16 protein-coding genes are annotated in these 20,208 nt (G+C 66.5%); 10 read left to right on the top strand and 6 right to left on the bottom strand.

Annotated elements, in window-relative coordinates:
* The first annotated feature begins 63 nt into the window (after window positions 1-63).
* Window positions 64-2,799: a magnesium-translocating P-type ATPase gene (mgtA, locus tag ACODSM_RS17810; protein ID WP_488806399.1), complete on the top strand. Its 2,736-nt coding sequence runs from the start codon at window positions 64-66 to the stop codon at window positions 2,797-2,799.
* Window positions 2,800-2,824: 25 nt separating this feature from the next.
* Here the strand turns inward: mgtA and ACODSM_RS17805 are convergent, their stop codons facing one another.
* Both ACODSM_RS17805 and ACODSM_RS17800 read right to left on the bottom strand, forming a co-directional pair.
* Window positions 2,825-3,151 carry a plasmid stabilization protein gene (locus ACODSM_RS17805; RefSeq protein WP_110959580.1) on the bottom strand — a complete coding sequence of 109 codons (327 nt, stop codon included), beginning with the start codon at window positions 3,149-3,151 and terminating at the stop codon, window positions 2,825-2,827.
* 205 nt (window positions 3,152-3,356) lie between these two features.
* A complete protein-coding gene (locus ACODSM_RS17800) occupies window positions 3,357-4,043 on the bottom strand; it encodes a DUF3334 family protein (RefSeq protein WP_060987604.1) in 687 nt (228 codons plus the stop codon).
* Between the two features lie 167 nt (window positions 4,044-4,210).
* Between ACODSM_RS17800 and ACODSM_RS17795 the strand changes: the two genes are divergently transcribed.
* Together ACODSM_RS17795 and ACODSM_RS17790 are read left to right on the top strand one after the other, a co-directional pair.
* Complete coding sequence (locus ACODSM_RS17795) at window positions 4,211-5,395, top strand: S-methyl thiohydantoin desulfurase domain-containing protein (RefSeq protein WP_488806398.1); 1,185 nt, start codon at window positions 4,211-4,213, stop codon at window positions 5,393-5,395.
* 57 nt (window positions 5,396-5,452) lie between these two features.
* Window positions 5,453-6,508 (top strand): sensor domain-containing diguanylate cyclase, encoded by a 1,056-nt coding sequence (locus tag ACODSM_RS17790; protein WP_488806397.1) that lies wholly within the window; start codon window positions 5,453-5,455, stop codon window positions 6,506-6,508.
* Here ACODSM_RS17790 and ACODSM_RS17785 read toward each other — a convergent pair.
* From ACODSM_RS17785 to ACODSM_RS17775, 3 genes are all read right to left on the bottom strand, one after another.
* Window positions 6,499-6,960 carry a (2Fe-2S)-binding protein gene (locus tag ACODSM_RS17785; protein WP_488806396.1) on the bottom strand — a complete coding sequence of 154 codons (462 nt, stop codon included), beginning with the start codon at window positions 6,958-6,960 and terminating at the stop codon, window positions 6,499-6,501. The two genes, ACODSM_RS17790 and ACODSM_RS17785, sit on opposite strands and share 10 nt — an antisense overlap.
* Before the next feature lie 20 nt (window positions 6,961-6,980).
* Window positions 6,981-9,251 carry a xanthine dehydrogenase family protein molybdopterin-binding subunit gene (locus tag ACODSM_RS17780; protein ID WP_488806395.1) on the bottom strand — a complete coding sequence of 757 codons (2,271 nt, stop codon included), beginning with the start codon at window positions 9,249-9,251 and terminating at the stop codon, window positions 6,981-6,983.
* Window positions 9,252-9,489: 238 nt separating this feature from the next.
* Complete coding sequence (locus tag ACODSM_RS17775; RefSeq protein ID WP_488806394.1) at window positions 9,490-10,674, bottom strand: MFS transporter; 1,185 nt, start codon at window positions 10,672-10,674, stop codon at window positions 9,490-9,492.
* 416 nt (window positions 10,675-11,090) lie between these two features.
* Between ACODSM_RS17775 and urtA the strand changes: the two genes are divergently transcribed.
* The 5 genes from urtA (at window position 11,091) to urtE (ending at window position 16,892) form a co-directional block, all read left to right on the top strand.
* Complete coding sequence (gene urtA, locus ACODSM_RS17770; RefSeq protein ID WP_060984130.1) at window positions 11,091-12,353, top strand: urea ABC transporter substrate-binding protein; 1,263 nt, start codon at window positions 11,091-11,093, stop codon at window positions 12,351-12,353.
* A 157-nt stretch (window positions 12,354-12,510) separates the two neighbouring features.
* Window positions 12,511-14,091 (top strand): urea ABC transporter permease subunit UrtB, encoded by a 1,581-nt coding sequence (gene urtB / locus ACODSM_RS17765; protein WP_488806393.1) that lies wholly within the window; start codon window positions 12,511-12,513, stop codon window positions 14,089-14,091.
* A gap of 20 nt (window positions 14,092-14,111) precedes the next feature.
* Window positions 14,112-15,251: an urea ABC transporter permease subunit UrtC gene (gene urtC, locus ACODSM_RS17760; protein ID WP_488806392.1), complete on the top strand. Its 1,140-nt coding sequence runs from the start codon at window positions 14,112-14,114 to the stop codon at window positions 15,249-15,251.
* The gene (gene urtD, locus ACODSM_RS17755) at window positions 15,248-16,123 is read left to right on the top strand and encodes an urea ABC transporter ATP-binding protein UrtD (protein WP_488806391.1); all 876 of its coding nucleotides are present in this window, start codon (window positions 15,248-15,250) and stop codon (window positions 16,121-16,123) included. The genes urtC and urtD overlap by 4 nt, the downstream gene beginning before the upstream one ends.
* A 76-nt stretch (window positions 16,124-16,199) precedes the next feature.
* Entirely contained in the window at window positions 16,200-16,892 is a 693-nt protein-coding gene (urtE, locus tag ACODSM_RS17750) for an urea ABC transporter ATP-binding subunit UrtE (RefSeq protein ID WP_488806390.1), read from the top strand.
* Window positions 16,893-16,896: 4 nt separating this feature from the next.
* On the opposite strand, the gene ACODSM_RS17745 is transcribed toward urtE, so the two are convergent.
* Window positions 16,897-17,757, bottom strand: a complete 861-nt coding sequence (locus tag ACODSM_RS17745) for a phosphatase PAP2 family protein (RefSeq protein ID WP_488806389.1) — start codon at window positions 17,755-17,757, stop codon at window positions 16,897-16,899.
* A 326-nt stretch (window positions 17,758-18,083) separates the two neighbouring features.
* Here ACODSM_RS17745 and ACODSM_RS17740 point away from each other — a divergent pair, with 326 nt between their 5' ends.
* Window positions 18,084-19,172: a diacylglycerol/lipid kinase family protein gene (locus tag ACODSM_RS17740; protein ID WP_209817414.1), complete on the top strand. Its 1,089-nt coding sequence runs from the start codon at window positions 18,084-18,086 to the stop codon at window positions 19,170-19,172.
* Between the two features lie 43 nt (window positions 19,173-19,215).
* A complete protein-coding gene (locus ACODSM_RS17735; protein WP_488806388.1) occupies window positions 19,216-20,004 on the top strand; it encodes a metallophosphoesterase family protein in 789 nt (262 codons plus the stop codon).
* Window positions 20,005-20,208 lie beyond the last annotated feature (204 nt).

The following is a 20,208-nucleotide window of genomic DNA, read 5'->3' as shown; positions in this document are numbered from 1 at the left end:
CGCACACGGCACCACAGCCCGTGACGCGCAACGCCGTCCGCGTTGGCTGCTAGGGAGACCGCCATGAGCTTCCTGCACCACCTGTTCGACCGCTTTTTGCACACCCGCCATGTCACCCGCCACTTTGCGCGGCGGCTGATTCTGGACACGCTCACGCTGGGCCGCGCGCCCACCCCCTCCACGTCGCCCGACCTGCTCAGCCGCGAACTGCAGCGCGCCGCCAGCGATGAGCTGCCCGCACTGATCGAGCGCCTGCAGTCCGACCCTGCAGGCCTGAGCGATGCCCAGGCTGCCGCCGCCCTGGCCCAGCACGGCCCCAACGAGGTGGAGCACGAAAAGCCGCTGCCCGCCTGGCTGCACCTGTGGCACTGCTACAAGAACCCGTTCAACGTGCTGCTCACGGTGCTGGCACTGATCTCGTACCTCACCGAAGACCACGAGGCCACCGTCGTGATTCTGGCAATGGTGGTGCTCTCCACGCTGCTGCGGTTTGTGCAGGAGGGCCGCTCCAACCGCGCGGCCGAGCGTCTCAAGTCGCTGGTCAGCAACACCGCCACGGTGCTGCGCCGCAGCGGCGCGGAGGGCGAAGGCAAGGCAGCCACGCCGCGCGAGCTGCCCATCCACCAGCTGGTGCCGGGCGATCACATCGTGCTGTCGGCGGGCGACATGATCCCGTCGGACTGCCGCGTGCTCACGGCCAAGGACCTGTTCGTGAGCCAGTCGGCCATGACGGGCGAATCGCTGCCGGTCGAAAAATTTGCCGAGCGCAACCAGCCCGGCACCAGTGCGCTGGACGCGACCAACCTGCTGTTCATGGGCACCAACGTGGTGTCGGGCTCGGCCACGGCGCTGGTGGTGGCCACGGGCAACCACACCTACTTTGGCACGCTGGCCACGCGCGTCACGGCCACCGACCGCACGCCCACCGCGTTCCAGGCAGGCGTCAACAGCGTGAGCTGGCTGCTGATCCGCTTTGCACTCGTCATGGTGCCTATCGTGCTGGTGGTCAACGGCTTTACCAAAGGCGACTGGCTGGAGGCCTTTTTGTTCGCGCTGTCGGTGGCCGTGGGCCTCACGCCCGAGATGCTGCCCATGATCGTGACCAGCACGCTGGCCAAGGGCGCTGTGCTGCTGTCGCGCAAGAAGGTGGTGGTCAAGCGGCTGGACGCGATCCAGAACTTTGGCGCCATGGACGTACTGTGCACCGACAAGACGGGCACGCTCACGCAGGACAAGATCTTTCTGGAGCGCCACACCGACGTGTTCGGCCACAACAGTGACGAGGTGCTGGCCTTTGCTTACCTCAACAGCCACTACCAGAGCGGCCTCAAGAACCTGCTGGACCACGCCGTGCTGGAGCATGTGGAGCTGCAGACCGACCTGCGCCTGGCGCAGGACTACCGCAAGGTTGATGAGGTGCCGTTCGACTTCGTGCGCCGGCGCATGTCGGTCATCGTGAGCGAGCGCAACGACCACCACGAGCTGATCTGCAAGGGCGCGGTGGAAGAGATGCTGGACGTGTGCACCCAGGTCCGCGTGGTGGAAGACACCGGCGTGCAAGACCTGCCGCTGGACGCCACCCTGCGCGCACGGGTGCTGGAGGTGACGCGCGGCCTGAACAACGAGGGCCTGCGCGTGGTGGCGGTGGCCATGAGGGAGACGCCGCCCCACCAGACGGTGTACAGCGTGGCCGATGAGTCGGGCCTCACGCTGATCGGCTACGTGGCGTTTCTGGACCCACCGAAGGAATCCACCGCCCCCGCGCTCAAGGCGCTGGCCGCGCACGGCGTGGCCGTGAAGGTGCTGACCGGTGACAACGAGCTGGTGACGCTCAAGGTCTGCCGCGAGGTGGGCCTGGCCGTGCAGGGCGTGCTGCTGGGCAAGGACGTGGATGCCATGGACGACGCCGCCTTGGCGCGTGCGGCCGACACCCACAACGTGTTTGCCAAGCTCTCGCCGCTGCACAAGGAACGGCTGGTGCGCGCGTTGCGCGCGGGCGGTCATGTGGTGGGCTTCATGGGCGACGGCATCAACGATGCGCCCGCGCTGCGTGCGGCCGACATCGGAATCAGCGTGGACAGCGCGGTGGACATTGCCAAGGAGGCGGCCGACATCATCTTGCTGGAGAAAAGCCTGATGGTGCTGGAAGAGGGCGTGATGGAGGGCCGCAAGACCTTCAGCAACATGCTCAAGTACATCCGCATGACGGCCAGCTCCAACTTCGGCAACGTGTTCTCGGTGCTGGTGGCCAGCGCGTTCCTGCCCTTCTTGCCCATGCTGCCGCTGCACCTGCTGGTGCAGAACCTGCTGTACGACCTGTCGCAGATCGCCATCCCGTTCGACAACGTGGACGAGGAGCTCATCCGCAACCCGCTGAAGTGGAACCCGGGCGACATCGGCCGCTTCATGGTGTTCTTCGGGCCCATCAGCTCGGTGTTCGACATCACCACCTTCGCCGTCATGTGGCAAGTGTTTGGTGCCAACAACGTCGGGGCGCAGACGCTGTTCCAGTCGGGCTGGTTCGTGGTGGGGCTGCTCACGCAGACGCTGATCGTGCACATGATCCGCACGCCCAAGCTGCCCTTTGTGCAAAGCGTGGCGTCGGTGCCGCTGCTCACGGCCACGGTGCTCATCATGGCGGTGGGCATCTTCATCCCCATGGGGCCGTTGGCCGGTCACTTCAAGCTGCAGGCGCTGCCGCTGGCTTACTTTCCGTGGCTGGTGGGCATCTTGGCGGGCTACGTGCTGCTGACGACGGTGATGAAGCGCTGGTACGTGCGGCGCTACGGCTGGCAGTAGGGGCGGCGTGAGAGCCGCGCCCGGTTCATCGCGCCAGGGCCTGCTCCAGCTGCTGCTTGTTCATCCGGGACCGGCCCCGGATGTTCGCGCGCCTGGCGTCTTCGTACAGCTGCTCGCGCGTGCGGCCTTGCGGGCCGCGGTGCGAGTTTTTGCCGCCGCGCACAGGGGCCGGCGTGGCTTTCAGGGTTTGGGGGTTGGCCGTGCGGGCTTCGCCGTGTTGCGCGCGCTCCTTGTTCACGGTGCGTGCGGCAATCTCTTCGGCGGTCCTTTCGCTCTCACCGCGTTCCAGCAGGCTGTCCTTGATGTGTTCGTACTGGCGCTCGCGTTTGGCGCTCCAGGCGGCACGTGGCATGGGGGCTCCTTTCCGATCAACAGGTGGGCTTTTCAGCTTAGACCCGTGACCTGGCGGAGCGGTCAGTGCATCGTGACGGCGGGTGTAGGACAGGCCCGCTGGGCCGCCCGGAGGGCGCCGCAGCCACTCTGGGCGCTTCTTTTGAGCAAAATTGGCTGCAAGCGCTAGTGCATCATGCGCTGGCAGCTATCTTTTTTGTAGTGTTCTACATGCCCAGGGACTTGAGCAGCGCATCCGTGTCGTCCTGGCCGGCGGGCGGTGGGGCGGGCACGGGCGGGGCCTCTTGCGACTGGGCCATCAGTGCGTCCGGGTCGGGCGCTTCCTGCGCTTCGAAGTCGTAGAGCTTGATGAACTCGGTGCGGTCGATGGCGAGTTCGAGGTAGAAGATGTTGTTGTTGCTGGTGTAGAAGGTCACGCGCCGCGCCTCGGGCTTGTCGAGGTTGGCGTCCACCGACAGCTGCACCTGCTTGTTCAGCACCAGCATCTTGGGCTGGTTCTGTGTGATGTGGGTCTGCAGCTCGCGCCGCACCTTGCCGGTGAAGTCACCCACCACCTGGTTCATCAGCTCGCCCATCACGTTGCTGACCTCGTCGGACGTGTACGAGCTGACCAGGTCGTCCTTGGACATGCCCATGTTCAGCAGGTAGTTGGCGTACAGCTCCATCGCCGCCTGGCCCGAGAAATTGATGATCACCAGCCCCGAGAAGCCGCCGTCAAACAGCACAAAGCAGCCAATGTCGGGTTTCAGGCAGGTCTTGCTGATGCGCTGCACCATGCCGGAATAGTGGATCTGGCTGTGTGTGGCCACGCCCAGCACGCGGGTGACGGAGTTGCACAGGCTGATCAAAAGGTCTTCGGTGCCGTAGACGGTGGATTTTTCGGGGAGGCTCATGGTGGGCAATGGCAAATACAACTGGTGCACAGCATAGGCGATGATGCCCCCATAAACCAGAGTACAGGCCCTGCCGTGGCGACGATCCCCCCGTGGTATCCCCGTGATTGACTTTCGACGGGGCTGGGATATCGTGCTTCCCATCCAAAAAAAGAGAGGGGTGCCCGATGGGCAATGTCTATTTCTATGGCCTGACCGACTTCCGGGCCATCGCCACCGGGGCGGCCGTGCTGGCCAGTGGCGGCGGCGGCAGTTACCACGACGCCTGCGCCATCGTGCAGCAGCTGGCAGACCAGGGCTACTCCGGCACGGTGCAGGTGCAGGACTACGACGGCGCCACCAACGCCTGTGTGCTGGCCATTATGGGCTCGCCCGACGCGGCCGACAACCTCACCCTCACGGCGGTGCAGAACTCTATCGACAACACTGTGGCCGTGATGCAGGCGTACACCGGCATGCAGCCGGGCGCCTTCATCCCGGTGGAGATCGGGCCCATCAATTCGCTGGTGCCGCTGATCGGCGCGGCCTTGTCGGGCGGCAGCATCTGGGTGGTCAATGGCGACGGCGCGGGCCGCGCGGTGCCCGAGCTGCCCCAGACCACCTTCACCGCCCCCTCCGGGCCCGCGCCCAGCCCAGCTGTGCTGGCCAGCGATGCGTCCACGCTGGTAGCGGCGGAGTATGCGGTGCTGGGCTCTGCCACGGCGTCGGGCATCGAGTCGCTGGCGGGCGGGGTGGTGGGTGGTTTTGGCGGGTACTCGGGCATTGCGATGTGGCCCTCCAATGCGGGCAATCAGTTCGCGTTGTCGGGCAGCTACATCCCGGGCACGCTGGAGCAGGCACGCCAGCTAGGCCTGCAGCTCTTGCAGGCGGTCACGCCGCTCAGCACCCAGGCCGTGGCGGCGGGTATCCAGAACCTCACCGGCCGTGCGGCGCGGGCCGTGGTCACCAACTTTTTCATGACCGCGGTCACCCAGTCCACCTCCAGCGCGTCGCTGGACTCGGGCATCATCCGGCTGGACAATGCGCCAGACCCGGCCCAGAGCACCGAGACGCATTACCTGTACAACCTCAACGAGAACCTGATCATGTATTCGGCGGCGAGCACCACCCCCGACATCATCGCGCCCGACTCGATCTGCTACTACTCCGAGAGCACAGGGCGCGGGTTCTCCAACGCCAGCGACGACCTGGCCCAGTATTTCGATGCCAAAGCGGGCCGCAGCACCGGCAACCAGGTGAGCGTGATTGCGGTGCAGACGGCGCCCCAGCTCTACAACACTCCCGGTGTGGTGGCCTCCTTTGCGGCGCTGCTGCGCAATATCGGTTACGCGGGCGGCATGCCCCCCGCCTGATTCCTGAAGCCCGCGCCGACGCACGAGAGAAACGGAACGCTGTGAAAAAAGGTGGTCATGGCCATGGGTGAGGCGGACCTGAACAAGGAGCGGCTGGAGCTGGCCCTGGAGGCCGCCGGGCTTGACCTGTGGGAGAACGACCTCATCACCGGCAACGTCACGCGCAAGGCGACCAAGACGTTTGAAGAGCTGGGGTTCACCGAAGACGAAATCGTCTCGGGCGTGCAGGATATCTATGGCCTGTTCCACCCCGACGACATCGACACCGTGCGCCGGGCCGTGGCCGACCACCTGACGGGCGTCACGCCCCAGTACCGGTGCGAGTTCAGGCTGCGGTCCAAGAGTGGCGAGTGGATCTGGTTTGCCAACTACGGCCGCATCATGGACGGCCACAGCGACACGCCTGGCAAGCGCTTGATCGGCGTCACGTTCAACATCCACGACCGCAAGTGCCGCGAGACCGAAATCGCCCAGATCAACCAGCAGCTCACCGAGCAGAACCGTCTGCTGCAACAGCTCAACGCCACGCTGGAGCGGCTGGCCGCCAACGACTCGCTCACGGGCCTGTCCAACCGCCGCACGCTCATGGAGCTGGGCGCCAAGGAGGCCAAACGCACCGAACGCTTCGGCCACCCGATGTCCTTGCTGGTGGCGGACATCGACCTGTTCAAGTCCGTCAACGACATGTACGGCCACCTGGCCGGGGACCGTGTGATCTGCGCCGTGGCCCAGGTGTGCGCGGCGCGCAAGCGCAGCGGAGTGGACATCGTTGCGCGGTTTGGGGGCGAGGAGTTCGTCATCGTGCTGCCCGAGACCGATGGCCCCAGCGCGCTGCAAGTGGCGGAGTCACTGCGCCGCGAGGTCGAGACCCTGCTGGTGTGCGTGGGCGACGAAGGGCAGGAGGTGGCCGTCACCGTGAGCATTGGCGTAGCCACCCTGTACAAGGGCTCGGGGATGAATTTTGAAGAGCTGGTGAACCGTGCCGACCAGGCCCTCTACCAGGCCAAGGGCACGGGGCGCAACGCCGTCTATTGCGCCGACCTACCGCCCGAACAAGGGGGCGTGGTCGAGCAGGCGTCGCTCGACCTGGGGGGCCAAATCTCTCAGCCCTGAGGCCCGCGCGCGGCCTGGTGGATCGCCGCCCGGATGCGCGGGTAGGTGCCGCAGCGGCAGGCATTGCCCGACATGGCGGCGTCGATGTCGGCATCGGTGGGCTGCGGGGTTTTCTTCAGCAGCGCGCAGGCCGACATCAGCTGCCCGCTCTGGCAGTAGCCGCATTGCGCCACATCCACGGCCGTCCACGCCGTGCGCAGCGCGGTGGCTTCTGGGCCCTGCATGCCCTCGATGGTGGTCACCTGGGCATTGCCTACGGCCGACAGGGGCGTGATGCATGCGCGCACCGGTTCGCCGTTCAGGTGCACGGTGCAGGCGCCACACAGCGCCATGCCGCAGCCAAACTTGGTGCCGTTCATCTGCAGCTCGCCGCGCAGCACCCACAGCAGGGGCGTGTCAGGTTCAGCGTTGACGGCGACGGGTTGGCCGTTGAGGTTCAGGGTCGTGGTCATGGGGGCTCCGGTGCGTCGGGTCAGCTGAGCTTGAGCGGCAGCGCGCGCAGGCGCTGGCCGGTCAGGGCAAACAATGCATTGGCCACGGCGGGGGCGATGGGCGGCACGCCGGGCTCACCCACGCCCTCGGGGGGCTCGGCGCTGGCGATGATGTGGGTCTCCACGCGGGGGCAGTCGGCCATGCGCAGCAGGGGGTAGTCGTGCAGGTTGCTCTGCTGCACCTGGCCGTCTTTGATGGTCACTTCGCCCCACAGCGCCGCCGTGAGGCCGTAGACCACGGCGCTTTCCATCTGCTGGGCAATGAGGTTGGGGTTGATGGCCGCGCCGCAGTCGATCACGCACACCACGCGGTGCACGCGGATGGCCTTGTCGGCACCCACCGACACCTCGGCCACCTGCGCCACGATGGAGCCGAACGACTGGTGCAGCGCCACGCCGCGCGCCCGTTGCACGCCCGACGCATCGGGCGGCAAGGGCTGGCCCCAGCCCGCCAGCTCGGCCGCCTTTTGCAGGACCGTCAGGTGGCGCGGGTGTTTTTGCAGCAGCGCGGCGCGGAAGGCCACCGGGTCCTTCTTGGCGGCGTGGGCTGCTTCGTCCACAAAACTCTCTTTGAAGAACGCCTGGTGCGAATGCCCCACCGAGCGCCAGAAGCCCACGGGCAGCGGCAGGTCGATGATCTCGTGGGCGATGCGTGCGTGGGGCCACTCGTAGGGCTGGTCGAACGCACCTTCGGACGAGGTCTTGTCAGGCCCGGCGCCTGGCAGGCCAAAGGTGCGGGACAGCACCTGCGGCACGATGGCCTGGCCGGCCGACACGTTGTGCCAGGCCACCAGCTGGCCCTGTGCGTCTAGCCCGGCCTTGAACCGCGCCACGCAAGCGGGGCGGTAGAAGTCGTGCTGCATGTCCTGCTCGCGGGACCACAGCGTCTGCACCGGCGCACCGCCCGCAGTCTTGGCAATGGCGGCGGCCTGGGCCACGTAGTCCACCTCCAGCCGCCGGCCAAAGCCGCCGCCCAGCAGCAGCTGGTGCACGGTCACCTTGTCCTCGTCGATGCCCAGGGCCTTGGCGGCCGCCATGCGCGCCAGGCCCGGCACCTGGGTAGATGTCCACACGCTGGCCACGCCGTCCTTGAACTGCACCGTGCAGTTGATGGGCTCCATGGTGGCGTGGGCCAGGTAGGGCGCACGGTAGTCGGCGGTGAGGGTGGTCGCTGCGCCTTGCAGGGCTTGGTCCACATCGCCCACGCTGTGGTAACCAAAGCCCTGGGCCTGGTCCAGCGCCTGGGTCAGCTGGGTCATGACGGCGGCGCTCGACAGCGTGGCGGCGGGGCCGTGGTCCCACTGCACGGTGACTGCGGCGGCGGCCTTCTTGGCGTGCCAGGGCGTGTCGGCAATCACGGCCACGCCGCCAGTGCCGCCGTGGTACGGCGCGACGGCCAGCACCTGCTTCACCCCGGGCATTTTCTGTGCGGCTGCGCCATCGAACCGGGCCACTTTGCCGCCCCGCGTGGGGCACATCACCACGCTGGCGTGCAGCAGGCCGGGCGGGTGGGCGTCGATGCCAAACACCGCACTGCCATCGAGCTTGGAGGGCGCCTCGATACGGGTGAGCGGTTTGCCGATCAGCTTGAATTCAGCGGGCTCCTTGAGCGTGACCTTGCCCGGTGGCGGCTGCTGCGCCGCCAGTGCTGCCAGTTCGCCAAACGTGGCGCGCTGGCCTGCTGCATGTTCCACCACGCCGGCGTTGGCCTTGCATTCGGCGGCCTGCACCTTCCACTGCACGGCGGCTGCATTGATGAGCATGGCGCGGGCGTGCGCACCGGCCTCGCGCATGGGGCGCCACAGGTCCTTGATGCTGCTGGAGCCACCCGTCATCATCACGCCCACCTCGCGCATGGTTTTGGCCGTCAGCCAGCCTGCCACGGCCTTGATGGATCCGTCGTTGTCGGGGTGGAACGGCAGGCCGTCCACCACCGTGGCCAGGTTGTTGTAGATGTCGTCGATGGGCGCCATCTCCAGCCGCACCTGGGCCCAGTCGGCGTCCAGCTCTTCCGCCAGGATGGCGGCCAGCCCGGTGTGCGCGCCCTGGCCCATTTCGGACTTGGCCATCATCACCGTCACCGTGTTGTCGGCCGCTACCTTGAGCCAGCCATTGAGTGCCACCTGGCCCGTGGCCTGGGGCAGGGGCTGCGCGGTGTGCAGCCGCTGGCGCGGGGGCACCACGCCCCAGCCGATGACCAGCGCGCCCGCCGTTGCGGCGCCGCCGAGGAGCACTGTGCGTCGTTTCACCATGGGTTGTCCTTGCCGTTGCGGAGGACCTGCGGGTGCGTCCAGCCGTTGGGCTGCCATCCTATCGCCGTGCGCGGGTGGACGCTGTACGCCCATGTCGGCTACGCGACGCAGCGCGGCAGGCGGATGGGGCGCAGGCCGATACGGGCGAAGGCGAAAAAAAGCCCTGCCGGGTACGCCGGGCAGGGCGGGGCCTGTGGTCTGGGGCCGGTGGGGTGCGGGCCGCTGCAGGGCCGGGCCGTCAGGCCGTCTTGCAGTCGGCGAGCACGGGCGCTTGGGCAGCGGGCTGCCGGTCCAGCCAGGCGATGTACGCCGTGAGCGCCAGTGCGCTCAGCGTGACAGCAGCCGCCACCAGCGGAATGGCCTGCAGCGACCACCCGGCCGTGATGACCGCGCCGCCCAGCCAGGCCCCGATGGCATTGCCCAGGTTGAATGCACCGATGTTGAGTGTGGACGCCAGGCTGGGTGCATCGCCCGCCTGCGACACCACGCGCGCCTGCAGTGGCGTACCCGCTGCGAACGACACCATGCCCCACACCACCACGGTGAGGATGGCGGGCCACAGCCACGCGCTGGTGAACGAAAACGCCGCCAGCACCCCCGCCAGCACGGCGAAGATGCCCATCAGCGAGGGCAGCAGCTTCCAGTCTGCCAGGCGGCCGCCCAGCAGGTTGCCAATGGTCAGGCCCACGCCGCACAGCAGCAGCACGCCGCTCACGTTCTGGGGCGATACGCCGGTCACGTCGCGCAGGATGGGTGTGATGTAGGTGAACAGCGTGAACATGCTGGTGGAGGCCAGCACGCTCACCGCCAGCGCCAGCCACACCTGGCGGATGCGCAGCACGCGGAACTCGCCCAGCGCGCTGCCGCTGATCTGGTGGCGCAGGTGCGGCACCCAGCGCACCACGGCAGCCACGGCCAGCACCCCAATCACCACCACCGCCCAGAAGGTGGAGCGCCAGCCCAGGTGCTGGCCCAGCAGCGTACCCAGCGGCACGCCCAGCACGTTGGCCAGCGTGAGCCCGGTGAACATCAGCGCCATGGCCTGGGCGCGCTTGTGCGGCTCCACCACGCTGGCCGCCACCACGGCGCCAATGCCAAAAAACGCCGCGTGGCAGAACGAGGTGACCACACGCGCCACCATCAGCCACGCATAACTGGGCGCCAACGCGCAGCCCACATTGCCGATGATGAACAGCACCATCAGCCAGGTCAGCGTGGTCTTGCGCGGCCAGCGCGCGGTGGCCACCGCCAGCAGCGGCCCACCCACGGCCACGCCCAGGGCGTAGGCCGACACCAGCATGCCGGCGGCGGGGATGGAGACGGACAGGTCACCCGCCACTTCGGGCAGCAGCCCCAGGATCACGAATTCGGTGGTGCCAATGCCAAAAGCGGCAATGGCCAGGGCCAGCAAAGGGAGGTTCATGGAGCGCAGCGGGGCAGAAGGGCGGCAACCGGGCCCATGGAGGCCTGGCACGCGAAGATTAGGGAAAACCCGCAGACTCTACGGAGACTCCACAACCTTCGCTGGTCAAGGTTTTTGAATGAAAAGGGCCGGTGGCGCTAGTGATATATGCGGCATCAGCTATCTTTTTGATAGTAATCGCGTTGCCGACTCCGGCTCCCTTGTTGCGCCTGTCGTTGGCAGTGAGATGCCACACAACGGCCCCGTGGGGAGCAGCCCCGCAGCGGTGCGTGTACGCCACCCGGCGTATTTCGCCAACGGGCCCCGCTCTCCAGAATCCATTCCATCGCCCGATCGAATGCGGCTCCACACCGGGGCCCGCCGGGCGAAGCGGTTTGATTGATTCCCTGATTGAAACCACCACCGGAGAAGCACACATGCAACGTCGTTATTCCCTCAAGGCCCTCGCGGCCGTCGCTACGCTCGCTGGCCTGTCTGCGCTGCCAGCCCACGCCCAGGACACGATCAAGGTCGGCATCCTGCACAGCCTGTCGGGCACCATGGCCATCTCTGAGACCGTGCTGAAAGACACCGTGCTCATGGCGATCGACGAGATCAATGCCAAGGGCGGAGTGCTGGGCAAGAAGCTCGAGCCCGTGGTGGTGGACCCGGCCTCCAACTGGCCGCTGTTTGCCGAAAAGACCAAGCAGCTGCTGGGCCAGGACAAGGTCTCGGTCATCTTCGGCTGCTGGACCTCGGTGTCGCGCAAGTCGGTGCTGCCTGTGGTCGAGGAAATGAACGGCCTGCTGTTCTATCCCGTGCAGTATGAAGGCGAGGAACTGTCCAAGAACGTGTTCTACACCGGCGCCGCGCCCAACCAGCAGGCCATCCCTGCGGTGGACTACCTGATGAGCAAGGACGGCGGCGGTGCCAAGCGCTGGGTGCTGCTGGGCACCGACTACGTGTACCCCCGCACCACCAACAAGATCCTGCGCGCCTACCTCAAGAGCAAGGGCGTGAAGGATTCGGACATCGATGAAAAGTACACCCCCTTCGGCCACTCTGACTACCAGACCATCGTGGCTGACATCAAGAAGTTCAGCCAGGGCGGCAAGACGGCCGTGGTCTCCACCATCAATGGCGACTCCAACGTGCCCTTCTACAAGGAACTGGGCAACGCCGGCCTGAAGGCCAAGGATGTGCCTGTGGTGGCCTTCTCGGTGGGTGAAGAAGAACTGCGCGGCGTGGACACCAAGCCGCTGGTGGGCCACCTGGCCGCCTGGAACTACTTCCAATCCATCAAGAGCCCTGAGAACACCGCCTTCATCAAGAAGTGGAGCGACTACGCCAAGGCCAAGGGCATTGCCGGCCACAAGGACAAGCCGCTCACCAACGACCCGATGGAAGCCACCTACATCGGCATCAACATGTGGAAGCAAGCGGTTGAAAAGGCCAAGAGCACCGATGTGGACAAGGTGATCGCCGCCATGGCCGGCCAGACCTTCAAGGCGCCGTCGGGCATCGTGAGCAAGATGGACGAGAAGAACCACCACCTGCACAAGAGCGTGTTCATCGGCGAGATCAAGGCCGACGGCCAGTTCAACGTGGTGTGGAAGACCCCCGGCCCCGTGAAGGCCAAGCCATGGAGCCCTTACATCGAAGGCAACGACAAGAAGAAGGACGAGCCTGAAAAGAAGTGACACCCCTCTGAGGCGCTAGCGCGCCTTCACCCCCTCTCTCACGCTGCGCGTGGGAGGGGGGACGCCCCCAGCGCGGCGGGGCGGCCCTTGCGCGGGGGCCCTGGTCTAGGCCCTGCCCTCTGCATGGGCCTTTGCATATTGACCGACTGGCCCCTCCATGATTTTCTCTTTCATACCTCGCCTCTTTGTCTGCCTTTTGCTTTACGCAACTGCGCAGGCACATGCACTCACCGCCGAGCAGGCCCTGGCCATGGCCGCTGGCGACACCGACGACCGCGTGGCCGCCGTGCAGCAGGCCGTGGTCGACCCCAGCGAGCGCACCGCTGCCTTTTTGCAGGCACTTGCCGATGATGCGGTGAAGGTCGCCGGTGGCAAGGCGCTGATCGTGCGGGACGACAAGGGCATCGACCCCGTCACCGGCGCCGAGGTGCCGCTGCCTGCCGATGCCGAAGACATCATCAACAACAACCGCATGCGCGGCGAGATCGACACGGCCCTTGCGGGCCTGGCGCTTTTTGGCAAGGACGAAGCCCAGCGCATGGCAGCCGCCAAGGCACTGACCAAAGAGCCTGACGGAGGTCGCCTGCCGCTGCTCGATAAAGCCCTGGCGCAGGAAACCAGCGACAAGATCAAGGCCCAACTGCAGCTGGCGCGCGCTGCCACCTTGCTGGGCAGTGACGACGCATCGCAACGCATCGCTGCCGCGCAGGCCCTGTCGGCCAGCGCCACGCCCGACACGCGCCTGCTGCTGAACGAGCGCGTGGCGGTGGAGGAAGACGCCAAGGTCAAGGCTGCCCTGCAGGCCGCGCTGCGCACGCTGGACGACCAACTGGCCTGGGGCGAGCGCCTGGGCGCTGCGTTTTCGGGCATCAGCCTGGGCTCCATCCTGCTGCTGGTGGCCTTGGGCCTGGCCATCACCTACGGCCTCATGGGCGTGATCAACATGGCCCATGGCGAGCTGATGATGATCGGCGCCTACGCCACCTACGTGGTGCAGGGCGTGTTCCAGAAGTTCTTTCCAGGCGCGTTCGATTGGTACCTGGTGGCTGCGGTGCCGCTGGCCTTTCTCACATCGGCCCTCGTGGGCGCTGTGCTGGAGCGTGGCGTGCTGCGCTTTCTGTACGGCCGCCCGCTGGAGACACTGCTGGCCACCTGGGGCATCAGCCTGGTGCTGATGCAGCTGGTGCGCAGCCTGTTTGGCGCGCAGAACGTAGGCGTGGAAAACCCCGCGTGGATGAGCGGTGGCGTGCAGGTGCTTTCCAACCTCACGCTGCCTTACAACCGCCTCGTCATCATCGGCTTTGCCATCGCGGTGCTGCTGGGCATGGGCTATCTGATTGGCCGCACGCGCCTCGGCCTTTTCGTGCGCGGCGTGACTCAAAACCGGCCCATTGCCTCGTGCATGGGCGTGAACACCGCGCGCATTGACACCATGGCTTTTGCCCTGGGCTCAGGCATTGCCGGCCTGGCTGGCTGCGCGCTGAGCCAGGTGGGCAATGTGGGGCCCGACCTGGGCCAGAGCTACATCGTCGACGCCTTCATGGTGGTGGTGCTGGGTGGCGTGGGCCAGCTGGCGGGCACGGTGTATGCCGCGCTGGGCCTGGGCATTTTGAACAAGTTCCTTGAAGGCTGGGCAGGCGCCGTGCTGGCCAAGATTGCGGTGCTGGTGTTCATCATCATCTTCATCCAGAAGCGGCCCCAAGGCATCTTCGCGGTCAAAGGGCGTACGGCCGACTGAAGCACCAGAGACGACAGATCATGACTACGCCAACCTCTCCCAACCTCCAATTGCCCGCACCGGCGCCGCTGCTCACGCGCGGCGGCTGGTCGGCCTTCATCGTGGCGCTCATCGTGGTGTGCGCCGTCGCACCGGTGCTCAACCTGTGGGTGCCTGCAGGCAGCGTGTTCCACCTGTCGGACTACGCCGTGGCGCTGCTCGGCAAGATCATGTGCTACGCCATCTGCGCGCTGGCCATGGACCTGATCTGGGGCTACACCGGCATCCTGAGCCTGGGCCACGGCCTGTTCTTTGCGCTGGGTGGCTACGTGATGGGCATGTACCTCATGCGCCAGATCGGCCGCGACGGCAATTACAAGAGCGACCTGCCGGACTTCATGGTATTCCTGGACTGGAAAGAGCTGCCCTGGCACTGGGCGCTGTCTGACAGCTTCATCGCCACGCTGATTCTCATCGTGGCGGTGCCGGGCGTGATTGCGTTCGTGTTCGGTTACTTCGCCTTCCGCTCGCGCATCAAGGGTGTGTACTTTTCCATCATCACGCAGGCCATGACGTATGCGGCCATGCTGCTGTTCTTCCGCAATGAGACGGGCTTTGGCGGCAACAACGGCTTCACTGATTTCAAGCGCATCCTGGGCATGCCCATCGCCACGCAGAACATGCGCATGACGCTGTTTGTGCTGACGGGCGTCACGTTGCTGGGCTTCTTTTTGCTGGCGCGCTGGCTGGTGCGCAGCAAGTTTGGCCGCGTGCTGCAGGCCGTGCGCGATGCCGAGAGCCGCGTCATGTTCTCGGGCTACTCGCCGCTGCCCTACAAGCTCACCATCTGGACCATCAGCGCCATGATGTGCGGCGTGGCGGGCGCGCTGTATGTGCCCCAGGTCGGCATCATCAACCCCGGCGAAATGAGTGCTGCCAACTCCATCGAGATCGCCGTGTGGGCTGCGGTGGGCGGCCGCGCGACGCTCATCGGGCCCATCGTGGGCGCGTTCATCGTCAACGGTGCCAAGAGCTGGCTCACGGTGACGGCGCCGGAGTTCTGGCTGTACTTTCTGGGCGCACTGTTCATTGCCGTGACGCTGTTCCTGCCCGATGGTGTGGTGGGCCTGGTCAAGAAGCTCAAAGCAAAAATGACAACCACGAAGGGAGCTGCGCAATGACGCCCGATCTGATGGAAGAAGGCGCGCGGCGGCTGCAAAAGACGCTGGCGCCCGCTGTGCTGGGCCAGACTGAGTCGGGCGGCCGCGCGGCAGGCTTCTCGCGCGTGGCGGTGCCGGGCGAGGTGGACGTGACCCATGGCCGCATCCTGTACCTGGAAGACGTGCATGTCAGCTTTGACGGCTTCAAGGCCATCAACGGCCTGAGCCTGGACATCGCCCCGGGCGAGCTGCGCTGCATCATCGGCCCCAACGGCGCGGGCAAGACGACGATGATGGACATCATCACTGGCAAGACGCGGCCTGACAAAGGCACGGTGTTCTTCGGCTCCACCATCGACCTGCTGCGCCACAACGAGCCCGAGATCGCCAGCCTGGGCATTGGCCGCAAGTTCCAGAAGCCCACGGTGTTCGAGCAGCTCAGCGTGTTTGAGAACCTGGAGCTGGCGCTCAAGACCCCCAAGGGCGTGAAGTCCAGCATGTTCTTTCGGCTCGACTCCGCGCAGTCGGACCGTCTGGCCGAGATCCTGCACACCATTCACCTGGCCGACAGCGTCACACGCCAGTCGGGCAACCTGAGCCACGGGCAAAAGCAGTGGCTGGAGATTGGCATGCTGCTGATGCAGGACCCCAAGCTGCTGCTGCTGGACGAACCGGTGGCGGGCATGACGGACGAAGAAACCGCGCGCACGGCCGAGCTGTTCCTCACGCTCAAGGGCAAACACTCGCTCATGGTGGTGGAGCACGACATGGGTTTCATCCGCACCATCTCCGAAAAAGTGACGGTGCTGTGCGATGGCTCGGTGCTGGCCGAAGGCGCGCTCGACCAGGTGCAGGCCGACGAGCGCGTGATCGAGGTGTACCTCGGCCGGTGAAGGTTTTCACTATCAAAAGTATAGCTGCCAGCGCATATTGAACCAGCGCTTGCGGCCCAAAACACTCCAATTCACCATGCTCACCGTCCAGAACATCAACCAGTACTACGGCGGCTCCCACATCCTGCGTGACGTGAGCCTCACCGCCACCCCGGGCAAGGTCACCGTGCTGCTCGGCCGCAACGGCGTGGGCAAGACCACGCTGCTCAAAAGCCTGATGGGCCTGGTGCCCATCAAAAGCGGCTCCATCCAGTTTGATGGCAAGCCCATCGACAAAGCCACGCCCTACGACCGGGCGCGCGCCGGCATCGGCTTTGTGCCCCAAGGCCGCGAAATCTTCGGCCGCCTCACCGTGGAAGAAAACCTGCGCATGGGCCTGGCCTACAAAAGCGGCTCCACCCCCGTGCCGCCGCACTTGTACGAACTGTTCCCCGTGCTCAAGCAAATGCTCAAGCGCCGGGGCGGTGACCTGTCCGGCGGCCAACAGCAGCAGCTGGCCATCGCCCGCGCCTTGGCCCCCGGCCCGCGTTTGCTGATCCTGGACGAGCCCACCGAAGGCATCCAGCCCAGCATCATCAAGGACATCGGCCGCGTGATCCGCATGCTGGCGGACCAGGGTGAGATGGCGATCCTGCTGTGCGAGCAGTACTACGACTTTGCGCAGGAGCTGGCCGACGAGTACTTGGTGATGGAGCGCGGCGAGGTCATAGCGCGCGGCCCGGGTAGCGAGATGGAAGCCAAGGGCATTCGCAACCTCGTGGCGATCTGAAGGCTCAGAGGCGTTGCGCTGCAGCGGTGGCAAGGGCCGGACTGCGCCAGCGCGACACACTCTCCATGATCAGCACCGTGCACACCATCCAGGTGCCGCCCAGCAGCCAGCCTGCCAGCACGTCGCTGGCGTAGTGCACCTGCAGCACCACGCGGCTCCAGCCGGTGGTGAAGATCAGCGCACCGGCCAGCATCACCGCAGGCCGGTGCCATGCACGGGGTAGCAGCCGCGTGACCAGGTAGGCCAGCATGGCGTAGGCCACCATCGATGCGCTGCTGTGCCCGCTGGGAAAGCTGTAGCCGCTGGCCTCCGCAATGCCATGCGTGTGCTCGGGCCGCACGCGCTCGAACAGATTCTTCAGCACCTTGGTCAGCGCGCCGTTGCCCGCCATGGCCACCAGCCAGCCGGTGGCCAGCAGGCGGTGCCGGCGCAGCCATAGCGCGGCAGCCACACCTAGCGCCACGGCGGTCAGCACCCAGGTGTCGCCCAGGTGGGTGAGGGTGGCAAACCACTGCAGCACGGCGGCCGATGCCTGTGCTTGCAGGCTGGCGGCCAGTGCGTCGTCCAGTGCGCCCCAGTAACCTTGGGCGCTTCCGCTTTCGGCCAGCTCTGCCAGGGTGGCACCCGCCAGCACCAGCGTGCAGGCCGAGGCCGCCATGGCCGCCACCAATACCCAGCGGGCCTGGGGCGGAAACACGCGGCCCAGCGGCGCGCCCACATGCTGCCGCAGGCTGCGCAAGCCCGTCAACGCAGCGCTGCCCAGCAGGGCAAAAGCCACTGCGCCAGTCATCCACCAGCCCAAGGGGTGCTGCGCCAGCAGGGCTCCTATGTCGTTGGCCGCCAGGGCGCTGGAGGTCGTGGTCATGGAGATCGCGCGTCCTTTCTCTTTTGGGGCACCCGCAACGTGCAGGGGCTCAGTGACAGAAGCCGGGGTTGTACTGAAGTTCCCAGCATCCCGCCGTGCGGTGGGTGTATTGGGGCCTGCGAACCTGCCCACAGCGCGGTTGTCGGCGCTGGCTGACAGGCGCAAGGGGTGGTGACCGGCTGCACCGCGCGTGATGGTTTGTCAGCATGAAGTGCCCTGCAGTCCGTACGGGCTTGCCGGTGGTGGGGTGGCCTGTGGGTCTGCCCGGCCGCTGCGATTTGTTCTGCGCGCTGTGGGGTTGCTCTTGTTTGTTGCAGAGTTTTTGCATGACACCTTCGGAACACACCCTTCCCCCCCAGCCCCGTGGCCCCATCCACCTGGTGGTGCCTCGGCGGCCCGGTGCCGACCTGGACCTGCTGCGCGCCAAGCTGGAGGGCGTGCCCGCCTTGCAGACGCACGATGTGGTCTGGCATGTGCCCGACCGCCGTGCAGACATCGTGCAGCTGGCCGAGCGTGCTGCCCAGGCCGCGCAGGATGACGGCGGGCTGTTGGTGGCCGCCGGGGGCGACGGCACCATCAACGCCGTGGCGTCGGCCGCGCTGCGCGCCGGGGTACCGCTGGGGGTGGTGCCCATGGGCACCTTCAACTATTTCAGCCGCGAGCACGGTCTGGCGCTGGACCCGGAAACCGCCGTGCAGGACCTGCTGCAGGCCCTGCATGCGGGCGACCTGCGGCCGGTGCAGGTGGGGTTTGTGAACCGCCGCATGTTTGTGGTCAACGCCAGCGTGGGCCTGTACCCCAAGATGCTGGCCGACCGCGAAATGGCATCGCGCCGCTTTGGCCGCAAGCGCTGGGTGGCCGTGGCTGCTGCGGTGTGGAGCCTGTTCCGCCCTGCGTCGGGCCGCCGCTGGCGCGTGGTGATGAAGACGCACCAGGGCGCCGAGGCGCAGCAGGAAGAGCACCTGGTCACCACCCTGTTTGTGGGCAACAACCCCTTGCAGTTGGACCGCATGGGCCTGCCGCAGGCGCAGAAGGTGGCCGATGGTGGGCACCTGGCCGTGGTCATGCTCAAGCCGCAAGGGCGCTGGGCCATCGCCCGCACGGTGTGGAATGCCGCCACCGGCCAGCTCGACAAGGACAACGCGGTGGTCAGCATGGCTTGTTCCGAGCTGTCCGTCGCACCCGCCAGCTGGCGCCCACCGCAGGTCAAGGTGGCGTTTGACGGCGAGCGGGAGTGGATGGCACCACCCTTGCATTTCCGCATCAGTGCGCGGCCGCTGTGGCTGGTGGCGCCGAGTCAACTTGCGCGTGACGGTGCATCGCAGACCCCACCGCCTGAAGAAGCCACTGCTTTCGTCCCTGCCGACACGCCCGCGCCGGGCGCCACTCCCGCGCCCGGCCTGCTGCCTGCTTGATGGAGTGACCCTTGCACCAGCCCACCCCGCGCCACCCCCTGCCATGACGGTTCTGATGCACCTGTCCGACCTGCACTTCGGTGCGCACGACCCGGTGGTGTGCGCCGCTGTGCAGCGGCTGGCGCAACGCCTGGGCGTGGCGATGGTGGTGGTGTCGGGCGACCTCACGCAGCGCGCCACGGCCGAGCAGTTTGAACAGGCCGCCCGGTTTGTGCAGGGCCTGCATGCGCGCAGCAGTCTGGTGCTGGCGGGCAACCACGACCTGCCCCTGTTCGCGTGGTGGATGCGCTGGGGCCGTTCGTACGAGCGGTTCTCCGAACAGTTCGGCATGGACCAGGAGCCCGTGCGGCAGATGGGGGCGTTCTACGTGGTGGGCGTGAACACCACACGCGCCTGGCGGCACGAGCGCGGCAGCCTGTCGTCCGCGCAGATCGAGCATGTGGCGCTGCTCCTGGCGCGGGCGCCCCCTGGCGCATGGCGGATCGTGGCCAGCCACCACCCCCTGGTGGCCCGCGACGCCGAGGACCGCGACCACCGCCCCCACCGTGCAGACGAAGCCGTGGAGCGCTGGCGCATTGCCGGTGCGCAAATGCTGCTGTCCGGCCACGTGCACCAGCCCCGCCTGCTGCAGCCCTTGCCCGGGCTGTGGGCCAGCAGCGCAGGCACGGCGGTGTCGCACCGCCTGCGGCACGGCAGCCCCAACAGCCTGGTGGTGCTTAGCACCGAGGCATCGGGCGCCGCACCGGACGGTCAGGCAAGGGTGGCGGCCCGCTGGGACTATGACGGTGCCGTGGGCGAGTTTGTGTGCGTGGACCGGGTGAGCGCTGGGTAAAGGTGGGAAATCCGCCGATTGCTACACAAGTAATAGCTATCAGCGCATGTGGTTCTAGCGCTTGAAGTCAAAAACACTCCAAATCACCCTCTGACAGTGCTGGAACGCTGCTCGCGTCCTCCGCACATCAGTTTTTTGATGGTGAGGAGTTGCCATGGCGCTCACTGTTGCTGCTTTGCCCGGAGTGTTTTCACCGGTTGACCA

This window comes from Acidovorax sp. FG42 (assembly GCF_057809195.1).
This window is presented reverse-complemented; position numbering and strand designations above follow the sequence as displayed.